Origin of the sequence: Cellulophaga algicola DSM 14237, from assembly GCF_000186265.1 — a bacterium.
Classification (GTDB): Bacteria; Bacteroidota; Bacteroidia; order Flavobacteriales; family Flavobacteriaceae; genus Cellulophaga; species Cellulophaga algicola.
This window is the reverse complement of sequence record NC_014934.1, coordinates 3397581-3414080: the sequence shown is the minus strand read 5'-3', so window position 1 is coordinate 3414080 and position 16500 is coordinate 3397581. Positions and strand designations below refer to the sequence as shown.

At 35.3% G+C, this 16500-nt stretch carries 17 protein-coding genes; 14 read left to right on the top strand and 3 right to left on the bottom strand.

Going from position 1 to position 16500, the window contains the following annotated elements:
• The first annotated feature begins 67 nt into the window (after positions 1-67).
• Genes CELAL_RS14820 through glk form a run of 5 tightly spaced genes read left to right on the top strand, consistent with a single transcriptional unit; the run spans position 68 to position 4877 of the window.
• Positions 68-1063, top strand: coding sequence for a 2-hydroxyacid dehydrogenase (locus CELAL_RS14820; RefSeq protein ID WP_013551702.1), 996 nt, complete (start codon positions 68-70; stop codon positions 1061-1063).
• 1 nt (position 1064) lies between these two features.
• Positions 1065-1754: a 2,3-bisphosphoglycerate-dependent phosphoglycerate mutase gene (locus CELAL_RS14815; protein WP_013551701.1), complete on the top strand. Its 690-nt coding sequence runs from the start codon at positions 1065-1067 to the stop codon at positions 1752-1754.
• Positions 1755-1781: 27 nt separating this feature from the next.
• Entirely contained in the window at positions 1782-2735 is a 954-nt protein-coding gene (locus tag CELAL_RS14810; protein WP_013551700.1) for a 1-phosphofructokinase family hexose kinase, read from the top strand.
• A 10-nt stretch (positions 2736-2745) separates the two neighbouring features.
• Positions 2746-3792: a class I fructose-bisphosphate aldolase gene (locus tag CELAL_RS14805; protein ID WP_013551699.1), complete on the top strand. Its 1047-nt coding sequence runs from the start codon at positions 2746-2748 to the stop codon at positions 3790-3792.
• An 11-nt stretch (positions 3793-3803) separates the two neighbouring features.
• Entirely contained in the window at positions 3804-4877 is a 1074-nt protein-coding gene (gene glk, locus CELAL_RS14800; protein ID WP_148229685.1) for a glucokinase, read from the top strand.
• A gap of 106 nt (positions 4878-4983) precedes the next feature.
• Here glk and CELAL_RS14795 read toward each other — a convergent pair whose 3' ends face one another.
• The 3 genes from CELAL_RS14795 to CELAL_RS14785 all read right to left on the bottom strand — a co-directional run bounded on the left by CELAL_RS14795 (position 4984) and on the right by CELAL_RS14785 (position 7039).
• Positions 4984-5415, bottom strand: a complete 432-nt coding sequence (locus CELAL_RS14795) for a hypothetical protein (protein ID WP_013551697.1) — start codon at positions 5413-5415, stop codon at positions 4984-4986.
• 40 nt (positions 5416-5455) lie between these two features.
• Positions 5456-6241, bottom strand: a complete 786-nt coding sequence (locus CELAL_RS14790) for a universal stress protein (RefSeq protein ID WP_013551696.1) — start codon at positions 6239-6241, stop codon at positions 5456-5458.
• Positions 6242-6379: 138 nt separating this feature from the next.
• On the bottom strand, positions 6380-7039 hold the full coding sequence (locus CELAL_RS14785; protein ID WP_013551695.1) for a WG repeat-containing protein: 660 nt from the start codon (positions 7037-7039) through the stop codon (positions 6380-6382).
• Positions 7040-7353: 314 nt separating this feature from the next.
• Between CELAL_RS14785 and CELAL_RS14780 the strand changes: the two genes are divergently transcribed.
• The 9 genes from CELAL_RS14780 to CELAL_RS14740 all read left to right on the top strand — a co-directional run bounded on the left by CELAL_RS14780 (position 7354) and on the right by CELAL_RS14740 (position 16498).
• On the top strand, positions 7354-7707 hold the full coding sequence (locus tag CELAL_RS14780) for a carboxymuconolactone decarboxylase family protein (RefSeq protein WP_013551694.1): 354 nt from the start codon (positions 7354-7356) through the stop codon (positions 7705-7707).
• A 25-nt stretch (positions 7708-7732) separates the two neighbouring features.
• The gene (locus tag CELAL_RS14775) at positions 7733-8116 is read left to right on the top strand and encodes a hypothetical protein (RefSeq protein WP_013551693.1); all 384 of its coding nucleotides are present in this window, start codon (positions 7733-7735) and stop codon (positions 8114-8116) included.
• A 634-nt stretch (positions 8117-8750) separates the two neighbouring features.
• Positions 8751-10352, top strand: a complete 1602-nt coding sequence (locus CELAL_RS14770) for an oleate hydratase (RefSeq protein WP_013551692.1) — start codon at positions 8751-8753, stop codon at positions 10350-10352.
• A gap of 106 nt (positions 10353-10458) precedes the next feature.
• The gene (locus CELAL_RS14765) at positions 10459-10959 is read left to right on the top strand and encodes a hypothetical protein (RefSeq protein ID WP_013551691.1); all 501 of its coding nucleotides are present in this window, start codon (positions 10459-10461) and stop codon (positions 10957-10959) included.
• Between the two features lie 23 nt (positions 10960-10982).
• Positions 10983-11549 carry an HdeD family acid-resistance protein gene (locus tag CELAL_RS14760; protein ID WP_013551690.1) on the top strand — a complete coding sequence of 189 codons (567 nt, stop codon included), beginning with the start codon at positions 10983-10985 and terminating at the stop codon, positions 11547-11549.
• A gap of 90 nt (positions 11550-11639) precedes the next feature.
• Entirely contained in the window at positions 11640-13580 is a 1941-nt protein-coding gene (locus tag CELAL_RS14755; RefSeq protein WP_013551689.1) for an oleate hydratase, read from the top strand.
• Positions 13581-13750: 170 nt separating this feature from the next.
• Entirely contained in the window at positions 13751-14209 is a 459-nt protein-coding gene (locus CELAL_RS14750) for a redoxin domain-containing protein (RefSeq protein WP_041558186.1), read from the top strand.
• Positions 14210-14220: 11 nt separating this feature from the next.
• Positions 14221-14736 (top strand): DsbA family protein, encoded by a 516-nt coding sequence (locus CELAL_RS14745; protein WP_013551687.1) that lies wholly within the window; start codon positions 14221-14223, stop codon positions 14734-14736.
• 25 nt (positions 14737-14761) lie between these two features.
• Entirely contained in the window at positions 14762-16498 is a 1737-nt protein-coding gene (locus tag CELAL_RS14740; RefSeq protein WP_013551686.1) for a ubiquinone-dependent pyruvate dehydrogenase, read from the top strand.
• Positions 16499-16500 lie beyond the last annotated feature (2 nt).

Here is a 16500-nt window from a genome sequence, read left to right as displayed (position 1 = left end):
ATAATTAACCATGAACAGAGGAATTTTATTATATTCTAATCAATTGATAACACTTTAGAACTTAAAAATGAAAATAGCAATATTTAACGTACATAATTGGGAAAGGGACTATTTAGAAAGTGCCAATAATGACAAACATACCCTAAAAATGTTTGATACCTACCTGTCTTTAGATACAGTTGATTTGGCAAAAGGCTATGATGCTATATGTATTTTCACTGAAGATAATGCAGCTGCACCTATTTTAGATCGCTTGTATGAACTTGGTATTAAGTTTGTAGCCTTGCGCTCGGCCGGCTTTAATAATATAGATGTACCGTATGCACAAAAACTAGGAATTCGCATGGCGCGAGTACCCGAATATTCTCCTTATGCCATTGCCGAATTTACGGTAGGCGTTATGCTTGCTCTTAATAGAAAGTTAGTCCGAACTCATTACCGCATCATGGATATGAATTTTTCTCTAAATGGCCTAGTAGGTTTTGATATGAATGGAAAAACAGTAGGTATCATAGGAACGGGTAAAATTGGTAGCGTAGTGACTAAGATTTTACACGGGTTTGGTTGTAAACTGCTAGCTTATGACGTTGTAAAAGACCAATCCTTAGTAGAAAAATACGGAGTAACCTATACCGACCTAGATAAATTGTATAAACAATCTGATATCATTACCCTCCATGCTCCTTTAATTCCTAAAACGCATCATCTAATAAATAAAGAGAGTATTGCTGCCATGAAAAAAGGTGTAATGTTAATCAATGCTGGTCGCGGCGGATTGGTAAATACCCAAGATGTCATCAGCGGACTGAAATCTGGTCAAATAGGCTATTTTGGAATGGATGTTTACGAAGAGGAAAAAGGACTATATTTTGAAGACCATTCTGAAGATATTCTTCAAGATGATGCCATTGCTCGTTTAATGACCCTAAGAAATGTATTGATTAGTAGTCATCAGGCCTTTCTGACCGATACAGCTCTTAAAAATATTGCAAAAATAACCTTCGAAAATTTAGAGTGTATGGAAAAAGGAAGTCCCTGTGAAAATGAAATAAAACAAGCTTAATATGGGAAAATTGATATTGGTTAGGCATGGCAAAAGCTTATGGAACGTAAAAAACGTATTTACGGGATGGACGGACATTGACTTGGCTACAGAAGGAATTAATGAAGCAGAGACAGCTGGGCAACTTATCAAATCAAATCTCATAGATATTGATATTTGCTTTTCCTCCTATCTAAAAAGAGCTATTAGAACAGCGTGGATTTTATTGGAAACGGCAGAAATGATGCACGTAGACTGCCGCTATAGCTGGAAGCTGAATGAAAGACATTATGGTGATTGGCAAGGAAAAAATAAAGATGAAGTTCTAGAAGAAGTAGGCGAAGAATTCTTTTTGAGCGTTAGAAGAGGTTATGAAACCCCTCCTCCTAGCCTTTCAATTTATGATAAAAGAAACCCCGAATTTGATGCGAACTACAAGGCTTTAGATCCATCAATTTTACCTCTGGCTGAATCACTGAAAGATACTTCAAAAAGAGTGGTAAATTATTTTTTTGAAGCTATTGCTCCTGAGCTTGCCAAAGGAAAAAACGTATTGATCTCTGCGCATGGCAATTCATTACGCGCACTCATAGAATTCTTAGAGCATATCTCATCTGACGAAATAGCTAACGTAGAAGTAGCTACTGGGGTTCCTCATTTGTATGAATTTGATGAAAAATTAAACGTAATAGACCATTATCAATTAAAATAAAAAACTAGGACTAAATAAGCCATTAAAATGCCTCGCATAATAACCCTTACCGTAAACCCGGCAATTGACAAAAGTACCACTGTGAATGGGATTATGCCCAATACTAAATTACGTTGCACCGAGCCCACTTTCGATGCTGGTGGCGGAGGTATAAACGTGTCCAGAGCAATTTATAAACTAGGTGGCTCATCGCTTTGCAGCTACTTTGCAGGAGGTGCTGCCGGCACCTATTTAAAAAAACTTTTAGACGAGCAACATATAGAACAATCTGTAATTCTTACAAAGGGCAGTACCCGTGAAAACCTTGCGGTAACAGATACCAGTACGAATCAACAATACCGATTTGGAATGCCAGGACCACAGATACAAGAGGTAGAGTGGCAAAACGCACTTAAACAATTAGAAGTTCTACTCTATAAAGGAGACTATCTAGTCGCTAGCGGAAAATTACCTCCCAACATACCAGATGATTTTTATGCTAAAATAAGCCAAGTTGCTGAAAAGAAAGAAGCATTATTTATCCTTGACACCTCAGGCGAAGCGTTGATGAAAGCTGCCAAATCAAAAATTTATATGCTCAAGCCTAATTTGGCCGAGTTAGGCGCACTATGTGGAATTGCTTCCATAACAGACTTGAATCTCAAATCTTTGGCTACGCAATTTTTAAAAAATCATAATTGTCAAATTCTTGTAGTTTCTCTAGGTCCAAAAGGAGCATTATTGGCTACTAGAAAAGAAATGGTACAGGTACCGGCACCAGTGGTTCACCAAAAAAGTACTATTGGTGCTGGAGACAGCATGGTCGCCGGTATGGTTATGAGTCTAATTTGGGGCAAGTCTTTAGCTGATATGGTTAGCTATGGCGTTGCTTGCGGAACAGCTGCAACAATGCATCACGGCACCCAATTATGTAGTAAAGATGATGCAGACAAACTGTACGATTGGATAAAAGATCAAAAACCTACTATAGAAACAAGTTAAAATACAAACTATGGAAATTGAAAAATATTTAAGAGAAGAAACTTTATATCTACTAGACCACGTATGTCGTACCATTTCTAAAGACAAAATTCACCTTCCTGGACCCAGCTTCACAGATCGGATTATGGGATCGTCAGATAGATCTAACCGCGTACTTGGCAGTCTGCAGCAGCTGTTTGATCATGGTAGACTTGGAGGCACAGGTTATCTTTCACTCTTGCCCGTTGATCAAGGTGTTGAACATTCTGCGGGTGCCAGTTTTGCACCAAATCCGGAGTATTTTGACCCAGAAAATATTGTAAAACTAGCCATAGAAGGCGGATGCAATGCTGTTGCTTCAACATTAGGCGTATTGGGTGCCGTTTCTAGAAAATATGCTCATAAAATTCCTTTTTTGGTGAAACTAAACCATAATGAACTGCTATCATACCCAAACACCTTTGATCAGATCTATTTTGCGCAAGTAGAACAAGCTTGGAACATGGGTGCTGTAGCTGTTGGCGCTACTATTTATTTTGGCTCCCCTGAATCTGATAGACAAATACAAGAAACAAGTAAAGCTTTTAAACGTGCACACGAATTAGGCATGGCTACAGTTCTATGGTGTTACCTTCGCAACGATGCCTTTACAAAGGATAAAGACTATTCCGTTAGTGCAGATTTGACTGGGCAGGCTAACCACTTAGGGGTGACTATCGAAGCTGATATTATCAAACAAAAACAACCCAGTACTAATGGGGGTTACCTGGCCCTAAAAGATTTTGGAAAAACGAGTGATCTTGTGTATAGCAAGCTGACTACCGATCATCCTATTGACCTGACTAGATACCAAGTTGCAAATTGCTATATGGGACGTGCTGGACTTATTAATTCTGGCGGTGCTTCCGGCAAGGATGATTTTGCTGCAGCGACACGTACTGCTGTAATTAATAAACGCGCTGGTGGTATGGGATTAATTTCTGGAAGAAAGGCTTTTCAACGCCCAATGAAAGAAGGCGTAAAGCTACTTCATCTCATACAAGATATTTATTTAGACTCGTCCATTACAATAGCCTAACAATAAGCATTATGAAAATGACTGAAAAAAATGCTTCCCCCTTACTTACGGAACCGTTAATTCCTTTGGCTGTAGAGTTCAAAAAAAAACAAGGTCATAAAAACGGTACTGTATTAGCAGGTGATATAGGAGGAACTAAAACTAATCTTGCGCTTTTTGAATATAAGGATGGACATCTTACCTTAATTAAACAAAACTCCTATAAAACAAAAAACCATACCTCCTTACTAGAAATTATAGCAGATTTTAAGGTTGAAAAAATAACCAAGATAGATAGTATCTGTTTTGGTGTTGCTGGTCCCATAACCAAAGGTAAAGTGCATGGCACTAATTTTCCTTGGGATATTGATACCGAAGAACTCATTAAGAAACTTCAGTTAAAATCTATTTTTTTAATAAATGATATGCAAGCTAATGCCTATGGGCTAGCTACACTTAAAGAAAAGGATTTAGACCGCTTAAAATACGGTTCAGAAATAGCAGGCAATGCTGTTATAATTTCTCCAGGCACTGGTTTAGGAGAAGCTGGTTTATTTTGGGATGGAACAGCATACCACCCTTTTGCCTCTGAAGGTGGTCATTGTGATTTTGGTCCGAGAAATGATTTTGACCTTGAAATATGGAAATATTTCCAACAAAAATATGGACATGTAAGTTGGGAACGTTTATTATCAGGACAAGGCATACGGGATACCTACCAACTGATACGCAATGTAAGTGGCGAAAAGGAAACTGACACCTTTAAAGCCAAAATGGCCAAAGAAGATCCAGCAGCTGTTATTACACAAACAGCCTTAGAAGGATTAGATATAGTTTGCAGAGAAACCCTAGATCTTTTTGTTCGGTTTTTGGCTATAGAAACGGCTCAACTTGCTTTAAAATTTAAAGCTACTGGTGGTATTTATATTGGCGGAGGAATTATGCCTAAGATTATTAAAGGAATGAATCGTGAAATATTTACGGATAATTTTATGCAATCTGGACGAATGAATTCATTATTACAAATGGTTCCCGTAAATGTTATTCTAAATGATAACACTGCTTTACTCGGAGCAGCTTATTATGCTGCAATGACACTTGAATAAGTCTTAAATTATTTCATAACAAAAATAGCTACACATCATAAATCATAACAATTTAAAACCTGTAACCATTTAAGTAGTTTCAATCTCAATTTTTTATTTTTCTGAATTACAATGTATTTGTCTCAACATCAAATTCAATGACTTTAAAAAGTTGTCTTCTATTTTCCCTTGTGTTTTCTATGAATTGAGAAATAGTTTCCTCTAATTCCATATGTTCTGTTCTAAATTCTTTTTGATTATGTTTCTCAGTTTCATTAATTAATACAGAAAGTTGCACTAAATGCTGGTCCACCCGTTCTAATAAATCATCACAATCTCTTGTATCTTTTAAAATACTTTCGCCTGCTTTACGTATGTTCTCCAAATCTGTTTGAGCCTTTATCCATAAGAAATATTTATCCTCAAGATGCCTCAAAAATTTAAGATCATCCCTATAAAACAAAAGATCTGATTTCCAATGTTCGGTCAAAATATATAATTCTTGCAAGTTTCCGTTCTCTATAAAATCACCTTTAGGTCTGTTTCTAAAAAATTTCATTTAGTCTCTTATTTTAAGAAATAATAATTTTGCGCTAGACTTACTCCAAAACAAGGATTGGAGCTTTAGAATTAAGAATTAACATTTCTGTTAGCTGTTTTTCTGTAGCGTTATGCTTCATGTTCTGGCTTTTAGATAGAATAGTCACAAGATCAATTTCATTCTTCAGGACATAAGCATTTATTCCTTCTAAAACATCGTCATTTTTAATAAATACTCGTTCTTCATAAAATGTCTCAAGATAATATTCTATGGCATTTTCATTCTTTTCTTCCTCTTTACTATATCCATAAACACCAGGCTCATTTTCTATTGTCAATACATGTACTTTTGCATTGCATTTACGAGCTATCATTAAGAGTGTCCCCAGCTTTTTAGTGTTATCAATCTCTTCTCTTCCAATAACTAAAGCAATATTGGCTAGCTTATATTCTGAATAATTATAAGGAATAACCATAACTGGACATGTACTTTTTGAAACAATATTTATGGTGTTTTTATGTAGTTTATTGCCTTTTTTATCCGCGCCAGATGTTCCCATTATAATAAGGTCTATCTTATTCTTATTACTAATTTCAAGTAGGGTTGAAGAAAGTATTCCTTCTTGAATTATCCATTCTAATTTATTTTTTAAAACGCCGCTATATTCTTTCTCTAGCTTTTCAAAATTTCCTGGCTCCAACTCAAGATTACTATTTCCTGAAACATACGCCAATATAATTTTTATGTCGTCAAACCTACCTACAAAGGTTAAGGCATATTTTAATGCTTTTTTTGATGCCTCCGTAAAATTGAATGGTATCAGTATTGTTGAAATTTTATCCATGTTGTGTGTTTTTACATATAGCTTTTACAGACCATATAATTAAAATTTAATTTTAGATTTTCATATACGCTATGAAGCTAATCATGAGCTATTGTTTTGTTTAGCGCACCAAATCTTCTAAGCACATGAGCAATTGCTTCAATTTTGAAGTTTAGGCTTTACAATGTTCCATGTATTAGCCTTGTCTTTTACCATTAATAGCTTTTTTGAAATCATAGCGGCATGTATTTCAGGTAACTCATATAGTTTTTTTGACATGACTATACCTTGTCTTTCCTGTATTGGCCATAACATTTCGCCAACTGTATTTACGACTACTTCCGTGAAATCATATTGATAAATCCGCAATTGAAATGGATTTTTTCCGCGTAGGGTCTTGCTTTCGTAGATACCTACGGCATAACCATCATTAAACTGACTTACGTTTAAAAATTCTGCTGGTATAACTATAGTCCCTTTTTTATTCATAAAACCATATCGGGTAATACCATCTTCTTTTACAACTTTTATTGAACAAAGGCCATTCTTGAATTGAGGATAACTAAGACCTTCAATTCCAAGCTTAGCCGTATTAGGTGTTGTATTCCAAACTACATCTCCTCGAAAACCAATAACTAGTTTTCCATCTTCATCAATAAAACCCCATTCATTGCCTTTTTTAACGGCTGCTAAACCTTCACTAAAAGATCCAATTTGATCTAATCTTGCAACCGTAGGTGTATTAATCTCTTCTAGTGTTTGTGAAATACCTATCATAGGTATTGATAACAATAACGTAATAATAAATAAGCGTTTCATTTCTAATTGTTTTTTGTGTTCATCCAAAGGTATATTTGCCTTAGGAGTTTTAAGATGACTTGGGTCAGTTGTTAAATTAAATTAAAAACCAACAAAAAAAAATCCTATCAAAAAAAGCATGTTACACCTTGCTTGGCTTATACTTATAGCCGCAAAAAGCATTTTTTGTCCAAGCTATATTTTGATTACTATAATTTTTTTAGAGTACTGATTTAAATCATGTTTACCCTTGACGATTTAAAATAACTTTGAATATGTTTTAGGCATATTAGAAAAATTCTTCAAAACATTTTAAACTTTTAAAACATGAAATCATGATTAAAGACCACTCAAAACAGTATAATGACCTTTCGCGACTCATAAAAGAACTGGGCACTAAAATACCAGAAACCATAGAGGGTTTTAACAGTCTGCATAAAGCCAGTACTGCCGAAGGTGTGCTTTCTTCAAAAACAAAAGAACTCATTGCCTTAGGTATTGCTATTACGGTTCGTTGTGATGGGTGTATTGCATTTCATGTTCGCGACGCAATAAAGTCTGGAGCACTATCCGAAGAAATTATAGAAACCATAGGTGTGGCGGTCATGATGGGCGGAGGTCCTGCACTCATGTACGGTTGCGAAGCGTTAGAAGCCTTAAATCAATTTGCAATATTAGAAGACAACTAGATATATAATTAAAAAATAAAATATTATGAAAGAAGTAATTTACAATTCAGATTTACATTTTGAACACAAACTATGGAAATCTGAACTTGAATTTTGGAATGATGAATTAAAATCTTTCAAAAACAGATTAGCGGAACTAGTAACTCGTTGGACAGATAAAGAGGTACTTGCACAGTTAGAGCATTTTCAAAATGAATTTCTTCTTCATGAAGGAGTAATAGAAGATATGGAAGAAACGATTGAGGAACATGAAATGAGTATATCTGCCCACAGTGATGCAAATCACGAATCTATGGATGTAGCCATGGTAAAAAACCACCTAGAACTTCGTGAAAAAATGGAAACGCAACGCCAAATTTATGCAGATCTAAAAAAAGAGTTCTTTAAATTCTTATCTAAATACATGTAATTGATTCATATAGGGTTGCATTTAAAATGTCCTCCTATATTTTTTTAACTTATAACGTCCTCGCCAACTTAGGTTTTGAGGACGTTTTTGGTTGTTACAAAGAGCCTTACCAATACTAATAATCACTTTTATTATAGTAAAATGATATACTATTTAATTTCTTTAATAGTAGCTTTTCTCATGACCAATTTAACGTTCCTATTATGGTAGAAAAAACTAATAATAGATTTTTACTGTAATTGCAATCACAGAACACTACGAAATTGGTATAACGCTACCAAAAAAACAGTTGCAGTAAAGACTACTCAAAAAAATATTTTATTAGACTTTAAGGTAAGTGCAGTTGCCTGTACTATTTCTAAAAAAAATCACGCTATAAAATAAAACTAGAAACACATTTTTTTTTGGTACCTGATCTAAGTCAGGCTTCCCTCTCTCATCTATCCATAATTTTGAATAATGATTTAGATTTTAAACTTATGCGCTAGTTAATCCCCTTCTTTTTATCTGATTGTAACCTACACAGCAACGCTTCTTTATCACAAAGACTTGCTCTGAGGAATCAAAAAAATAGAAAGAATAATTAAGAAGATAACTAAATCAGTAAACTAATTTGAGACTAAATTAATTCATTATGGATATTCAAAATAAAGATAGAAAAGCATACTTCATAGGTGGCGGCATAGGATCACTTGCTGGTGCTGCATTTTTAATTCGCGATGGCGGAGTAGCTGGAAATAATATTACAATTTTTGAAAGTTTACCCGTTTTAGGCGGTAGTTTAGATGCTGGAGGAAATGCTGAACAAGGCTATACCTTACGTGGCTCACGTATGCTAACCCTAAATATTTACGAATGTACTTGGGCTTTGTTTAATACCATACCATCACTTACAGATCCTAACACCTCGGTATATAAAGAAACGGTTGCTTTTAATGAACGTATAAAATCAAACTCCAAAGCACGTCTCATTGACAAGAATCGCGCAATTGTAGATTCATCTAAACTTGGCTTTTCTATGGCCAACCGAGCAGAACTTCTTAAGCTTAGCGAGGCTAGTGAAGAAAAACTAGGGAATAGTTCTATTTACGATTGGTTTTCTCCTTCCTTTTTTGAAACCAATTTTTGGTTTATGTGGCGCACAAGTTTTGCATTCTCTCCATGGCACAGTGCTGTAGAGTTTAAACGTTACCTACATAGATTTATGCAGGAGTTTCCAAATGTAGAAACAATGACGGGAGTTAAACGTACCATCTACAACCAGTATGACTCTATGGTTCTTCCTTTACAAGTTTGGCTTAAATCTCATGGTGTAAACTTTTTACAAGAAAGTACGGTAACAGATTTAGATACCGAGTATGGTTTGGATAAAAATACAGGAACAGAAAAAGTAGTTGTAAAAAACCTTGTTTATGAAAACAAAGAAAATAAAGAAACCATAACAATCAATGATGGCGATTTAGTATTCTATCAAAATGGTTCCATGACCGATGCTTCTAGCTACGGATCCATGACAAGCGCACCAAAACACTTTACAAAAGAAGATAGCCAAGGATGGGCCTTATGGGAAAAACTAGCGAATAAATATCCTGGATTTGGTAGACCTGAAGTGTTTAATTCTAACATATCACAATCGTTCTGGGAGTCTTTTACGGTAACCTTAAAAGACACTGCTTTCTTTGACCAAATGGAGCAATTCTCTGGTAATAAAGCAGGAACCGGAAGCCAGGTAACCTTAAAAGACTCTAATTGGTTTATGAGTTTTTCATTAAATCAACAACCTCATTATAAAGATCAACCATCAGATGTTCAGGTATTTTTTACTTACGGATTACACCCTGACCGCGTTGGTAATTTTGTTGGTAAACCGATGACAGAATGCTCTGGAGAAGAGATTCTTAGAGAACTTGCGGGGCATCTAAAATTCGACTATGATGTTGTTTTTGCAAATGCAATATGTATACCCTGTAGAATGCCATATATCACCAGTATGTTCATGCCGCGGTTAAAAACAGACAGACCACTTCCTGTACCTAAAAACTCAAAAAACTTAGCATTTATTAGTCAGTTTGTAGAGATTCCAGATGATGTAGTTTTTACAGTAGAATATTCCATTAGAGCCGCTCAGATGGCCATGTATGAGTTACTAGATCTTGATCTTGAAATTCCGCCAATAACCAAATTTGATAAAAGTGTTAAGGTAGAACTAGAAACAGTAATGAAAGCTTTTCATTAAATACTCAAAGCGTTAGCCTCAAAGTATTAATGCCATAAATAGTAAATCAAATATTTATAAACCTTACTCCAAAATTTCGGAAATTCAGGATAAAATCACAGGAATAATGAAAATAACCAATTTATATCTAGCCTTAATCGTACTTACGGCAGGAATTATAGTAACAAGTTGTGGCGAAACATCTAAAAAGGATGTAGAATCTGCAAAGGAAAACATGGGCAAAGCAGGTGAAGACCTCAAGGAAGCGGTGAGCAATGCTACGGAGGAAAACAAAACCTATGTAGAAGCAAATTGGAAAAAATTTGAGAATGAATCAGAAGTTGCTATTGCAGACACCGAAACACAAATCAAAAATCTTCGAGAAAAAATCACAAAATCTGCCAAAAATGATCGTGAAAAACTGAATACTCAATTAGACAAATTAGAGCAAAAGAACAAAGGTTTGAAAGAAAAATTAGCCGAACGCAGTAGAAAGTTCAAAAATAATTTAGTTGAATTCAACGAAGACGCTAGAGAAAAAGAAAAATCTTTCGAGCGTGAGTTCAAACATGATACAGATGAACTAGGTACCGCCCTTAAAGGTATCTTCAAAAACAATGTGGAATAACAACCAAAAAAATAATAGCTATTATGACAACAACAATTTTAGATTCAACACAAAAATCCATAAGAAACTGGTGGATTTCCATTTTAGTAGGTATTCTATACGTAGGTATTGGGGTGTGGGTTATGCAAACCCCTTTAGAAAGTTATATATCACTAAGTATTATATTTAGCACCTTCATCTTGATTTCAGGTATATTTCAAATTGCTTTTGCCATCACTAATAAAAGTGACATGAAAGATTGGGGCTGGTATTTGTCTGGTGGTGTATTAGATCTATTAATCGGCATATTACTCTTGACCCACCCTTTGATGACTATGGCTATTTTACCACTTTACATAGGGTTCTGGTTACTGTTCCAAAGTGTGTTATCTATTGGTCTCTCTTTTCAATTAAAATCATTCGGAACACTAGGTTGGGGATGGTTGTTTTTTTGGAGCATTATTGCGCTCTTATTTTCATTCTTACTCTTGTTTAATCCAATTTTCGCAGGTTTGAGTATTGTTTATATGACAGCCTTCGCTTTAATAACTGCAGGGGTTTTTAGAATCTTTTTAGGTATTAATCTTAAGAAAATCGGTAAAAAAATCTAAGACACTTTCTCTAAGTCCTCATAATCCATTTATGAGGTAATTTAGGTAGAAACTAAAAATGTATCATAATTAAAAATAAAATTAGAAATCATGGGAAAAATAACAGAAAAATTCGACAAAGTATTAAATGCATCACCATTCCCAGGGCATATAGATCATGCTCCAGATGCTAGCAAAGAAGTAGTACGTAATTCTAAAGATCAACCCATGCCTTTTGCTGATCTTAAAGGAAACTACCAACGTAACAAAGGTATACCCTCTAAATCTTTTAAAGACAGTAAAGTTTATATAGTAGGAACAGGTATTGCAGGCCTATCTGCTGCATATTACTTTATACGTGATGGGCACATTCCCGGAGAAAATATAATTTTTCTTGACAAAATAGCTATTGAAGGCGGTTCTTTAGATGGCTCAGGAAATGCTAAAGATGGCTACCTTATAAGAGGTGGTAGGGAACTGGAAATGAACTATGAGAATTTATGGGATATTTTTCAAGATATACCTGCCTTAGAAATGCCTGCTCCGTATAGTGTTTTAGACGAATTTCGTTTATTAAATGATAATGATCCTAATTACTCAAAAGCTAGATTAATTCATAATAATGGGGAAATACAAGATTTCAGTAAATTTGGCCTAGATAAATTAGATCAATTAGCCATCGTAAAACTTTTACTAAAAAAGAAAGAAGAGCTAGATGATGTTACCGTAGAAAGTTATTTTAGTGACTCATTTTTTAAAAGTAATTTCTGGACTTTATTTCGTACCATGTTCGCCTTTGAAAACTGGCATAGTTTACTAGAGTGCAAATTATATATGCACCGATTTTTACACCGTATTGATGGTTTTAATGATCTATCATGCTTGGTATTTCCTAAATACAATCAGCATGATACCTTCGTAAAACCGTTGACAGATCATCTAAAATCTAAAGGTGTTAAAATTCAGTTCAACACCTTCGTTAAAGATTTAGAGGTACAAATAAACACAGAAGGTAAAGTAGTTAAAGGTATAATTACCCAACAAGAAGATAAAGAAGTAACCATCGCTGTAACTGAAAACGATTTTGTAATTGTTACCACAGGTTCTATGACAGAAGACACCCATTATGGCGATAATATAAATGCACCTATTGTAGCTATTGATGATATAAAAAGTGGTGAAAGTGACGGATGGCAGTTATGGAAAAACTTAGCTACAAAATCTATTGAATTTGGTAAACCTGAAAAGTTCTACAGTTCTGTTAAAAAATCTTCTTGGGAGTCTGCAACATTAACGTGTCGCCCATCAGCTTTCACAGAAAAAATAAAAGAATACTGTGTAAACGACCCTTATTCTGGAAAATCAGCAACCGGAGGGATTGTCACTATAACAGACTCTAACTGGTTAATGAGTTTTACCATTAATCGCCAACCGCACTTTCCTGAACAACCAGATGACATTCTGGTGATATGGGTGTATGCTTTATTTATGGATAAAAACGGTAACTACAGTAAAAAAACAATGCCACAATGTACTGGTAATGAAGTATTAGCGGAGTTATGTTTTCATATTGGATTAGAAGATCAAATAGCTACTATTATAAAAAATACTATTGTAAAAACCAGCTTCATGCCCTACATAACCTCAATGTTTATGCCTAGAGCAGCAGGAGACAGGCCAGAAGTTGTACCAAATGGCTCTAAGAATTTAGGGCTTGTAGGACAGTTTGTAGAAACACATAATGATGTGGTGTTTACCGTAGATGCTTCGATTAGAACTGCTAGAATAGCTGTTTACAAATTGCTAAACCTTAACAAGCAAGTGCCTGATATTGCTGCTGGTCAGTATGACATTCGTCAACTATTGAAAGCAGCTAAAGCTTTAAACGATTACAAACCTTTTCCTGGAGAAAGTGTTTTAAAACGGGTATTAAAAAATACCTACTTTGAACATATTTTACCTGAAGGAGTAGAAGACGAAGAGCAGCATGATTCTTTTTTAACCGAACAGTTAGAAAAACTTAAAGGCTGGGCTAAAGAGCTTACGCATTAATACCATAAGAAATTTGAACGTGAATACGAACTGGATACCTCATCGAATAGTATGTCGTCCTTTTAAAGCTAAATCTAAAGAGTAGATAAAATCATTTTTGAAACTAATGCATTTAACAGAAGTATCTGTAACTGAACATGAAAGCAATGACTTATCAAAAAAAAAAAAATATGCTACATAAAAACGATAGCGCACCTGACTTTAAATTGTACGCCACACCAGACCAAAAAATAGCGTTATCTGAAATGAAAGGTAAGAATGTAATTCTTGCCTTTTATCCTGCAGACTGGAGTCCAGTTTGTAGCGACCAAATGGCACTATACAATGAGACCCTAAAATATTTCAAAAAATATGATGCTGAAATATTCGGCATATCAGTAGATAGTAAATGGTGCCATATGGCATTTAGTACATCGCGAAATTTACATTTCCCTTTATTGGCCGACTTTGAACCAAAAGGTGCTCTAGCAAAGTCTTATGATGTTTACGATGATACCGAAGGCCAATGCAAACGAGCATTATTCGTGATCAATAAAAAAGGCATTATTGAGTGGAGTTATGTTTCTCCTACAGCAATTAATCCCGGTGCCGACGGTATTTTGGATGCTCTCGAAAAAATGAATAAATAATTACTTATAAAATGAGTTTACATCCCGCAATTAATCATAGCGATCACATCAAGGGAAATTTAAACGCCAGTTTAGAAATTGTAGAATATGGTGACTTTGAATGTGCCCATTGTGGTGCAGCGCACTCAATTATGGAAACAATAATGAAGGAATTTAGTAACCAAATTAAATTTGTTTTTCGTAATTTCCCTTTATCCGAAATGCACACAAATGCACTTGAGGCTGCAAAAGCAACAGAAGCTGCTGCATTACAGGGAAAATATTGGGAGATGCATAATAGTATTTTCGAAAATCAAGAATATTTACAACCCAACGATTTTGTCCAACGTGCAGAAAACTTAAGGATGGATATTCAAAAGTTCAAAATGGATATGCGACAAAATAATATTGCAGAAAAAATTGATACTGATTTTGAAAGTGGCATTCGCAGCGGTGTTAATGGTACGCCTTCTTTTTTCGTAAACGGAAATAAATTTGACGGAGATGCTTCTAATTTACTAGAATTGATTCAGGAACGTGTAGCTTAATATCTTTCAACATAAAAAAACAATCATGGGAAAAAAAGTAGCAGACCAAATCGTAGAGATGTTGGTAAATAATAACGTAAAAAGAATTTATGCTGTAACGGGTGATAGTCTCAACGAACTGAATGATGCGGTAAGAAGAAGCGGAAAAATTAAATGGATTCATGTTCGCCACGAAGAAGTGGGCGCTTATGCTGCTGCTGCGGAAGCAGAATTGGACGGTTTAGCTTGTTGTGCAGGAAGCAGTGGCCCTGGTCATGTGCATTTAATAAACGGACTCTATGATGCCAACCGTTCTGGAGTACCCATTATCGCTATTGCCTCTACTATTAATACCCCAGAATTTGGCGTTGATTATTTTCAAGCTACAAATACGTGCAAATTATTTGATGATTGTAGCGTATACAATGAAGTGGCAACTACGCCCAAACAAGTACCTCGCATGTTACAAGCTGCTATCCAAAATGCGGTTCATAAAAAAGGAGTTGCTGTATTTGGTTTGCCTGGTGATGTATCTGCCATGCCTGCTGAAGAAAGTGCAACGTCTATGTATAACTATCATAGCGAAACCATTTTACGCCCTACAGATAATGAGATGCAAAAATTAGCCCACTTGGTGAATAAGCATCCAAAAATTTCTATTTATTGTGGTATTGGAGCAAGGGAAGCTCATGACGACATTATAAAATTAGCAGGATTACTAAAAGCACCCATTGGATATTCTTTCCGTGGCAAAATGGGGATGCAGCACAACAATCCATACGAAGTAGGAATGACAGGTTTACTCGGTGTTCCATCTGCTTTTCATGCCATGCACGAATCGGATGTCGTGATATTATTAGGAACTGATTTTCCTTACGAGCATTTTATGCCCGTAAAAAATAAAATAATTCAGGTAGATGAAAAACCAGAACGCCTAGGAAGACGGGCAAAATTAGAAATGGGATTGACCGGAAGAATAACAGATACCATTGCGGCTCTCTTGCCATTAATCAACGAAAAAGAAGATACCAGTTTCTTAGATGCTCAATTAGAATTTTATGAAAAAGTGAAAGAAAACTTGAATGTCTATGTAAACGATGAGGGGTTTGAACATCATATTAGTCCCGAATATGTGGCATCTACCATCGATAAAATGGCTGATGATGATACCGTTTTCACAGTAGATACAGGAATGTGTTGTGTATGGGGGGCAAGATATATTCACGGTACTGGAAAACGAATCATGTTAGGTTCTTTCAATCATGGTTCTATGGCAAATGCCATGCCTATGGCTATAGGAGCACAATTAGCCTATCCTGAAAGACAAGTTGTTGCATTTTGTGGTGATGGTGGTCTTTCTATGTTATTGGGAGACTTAGCAACTATCAAGCAATACAACCTTCCTATAAAACTAATTGTTTTTAATAACCGTTCTTTGGGAATGGTACAATTGGAAATGCAAGTAGAAGGTTTACCTAATAATGAAACGGAGATGGTGAACCCTAATTTTGAAATGATAGCACAAGCCATGGGATTCAAAGGAATTTCGGTTACAAAACCTGAAGATGTAAAAAAATCTTTGGAAGAAGCATTTGCACACGATGGTCCTGTTTTGGTGAGTGTATTTACCAACCCACAAGCATTAGCAATGCCACCAAAAATGGAATTTGACCAAATGAAAGGTTATGCCCTATCTATGAGTAAAATGATCCTGAGCGGAAGAATGGATGAGGTTTTAGAAATGGTAAAAACAAATTACAAACACATGAAAGAAGTGTTGTAAGT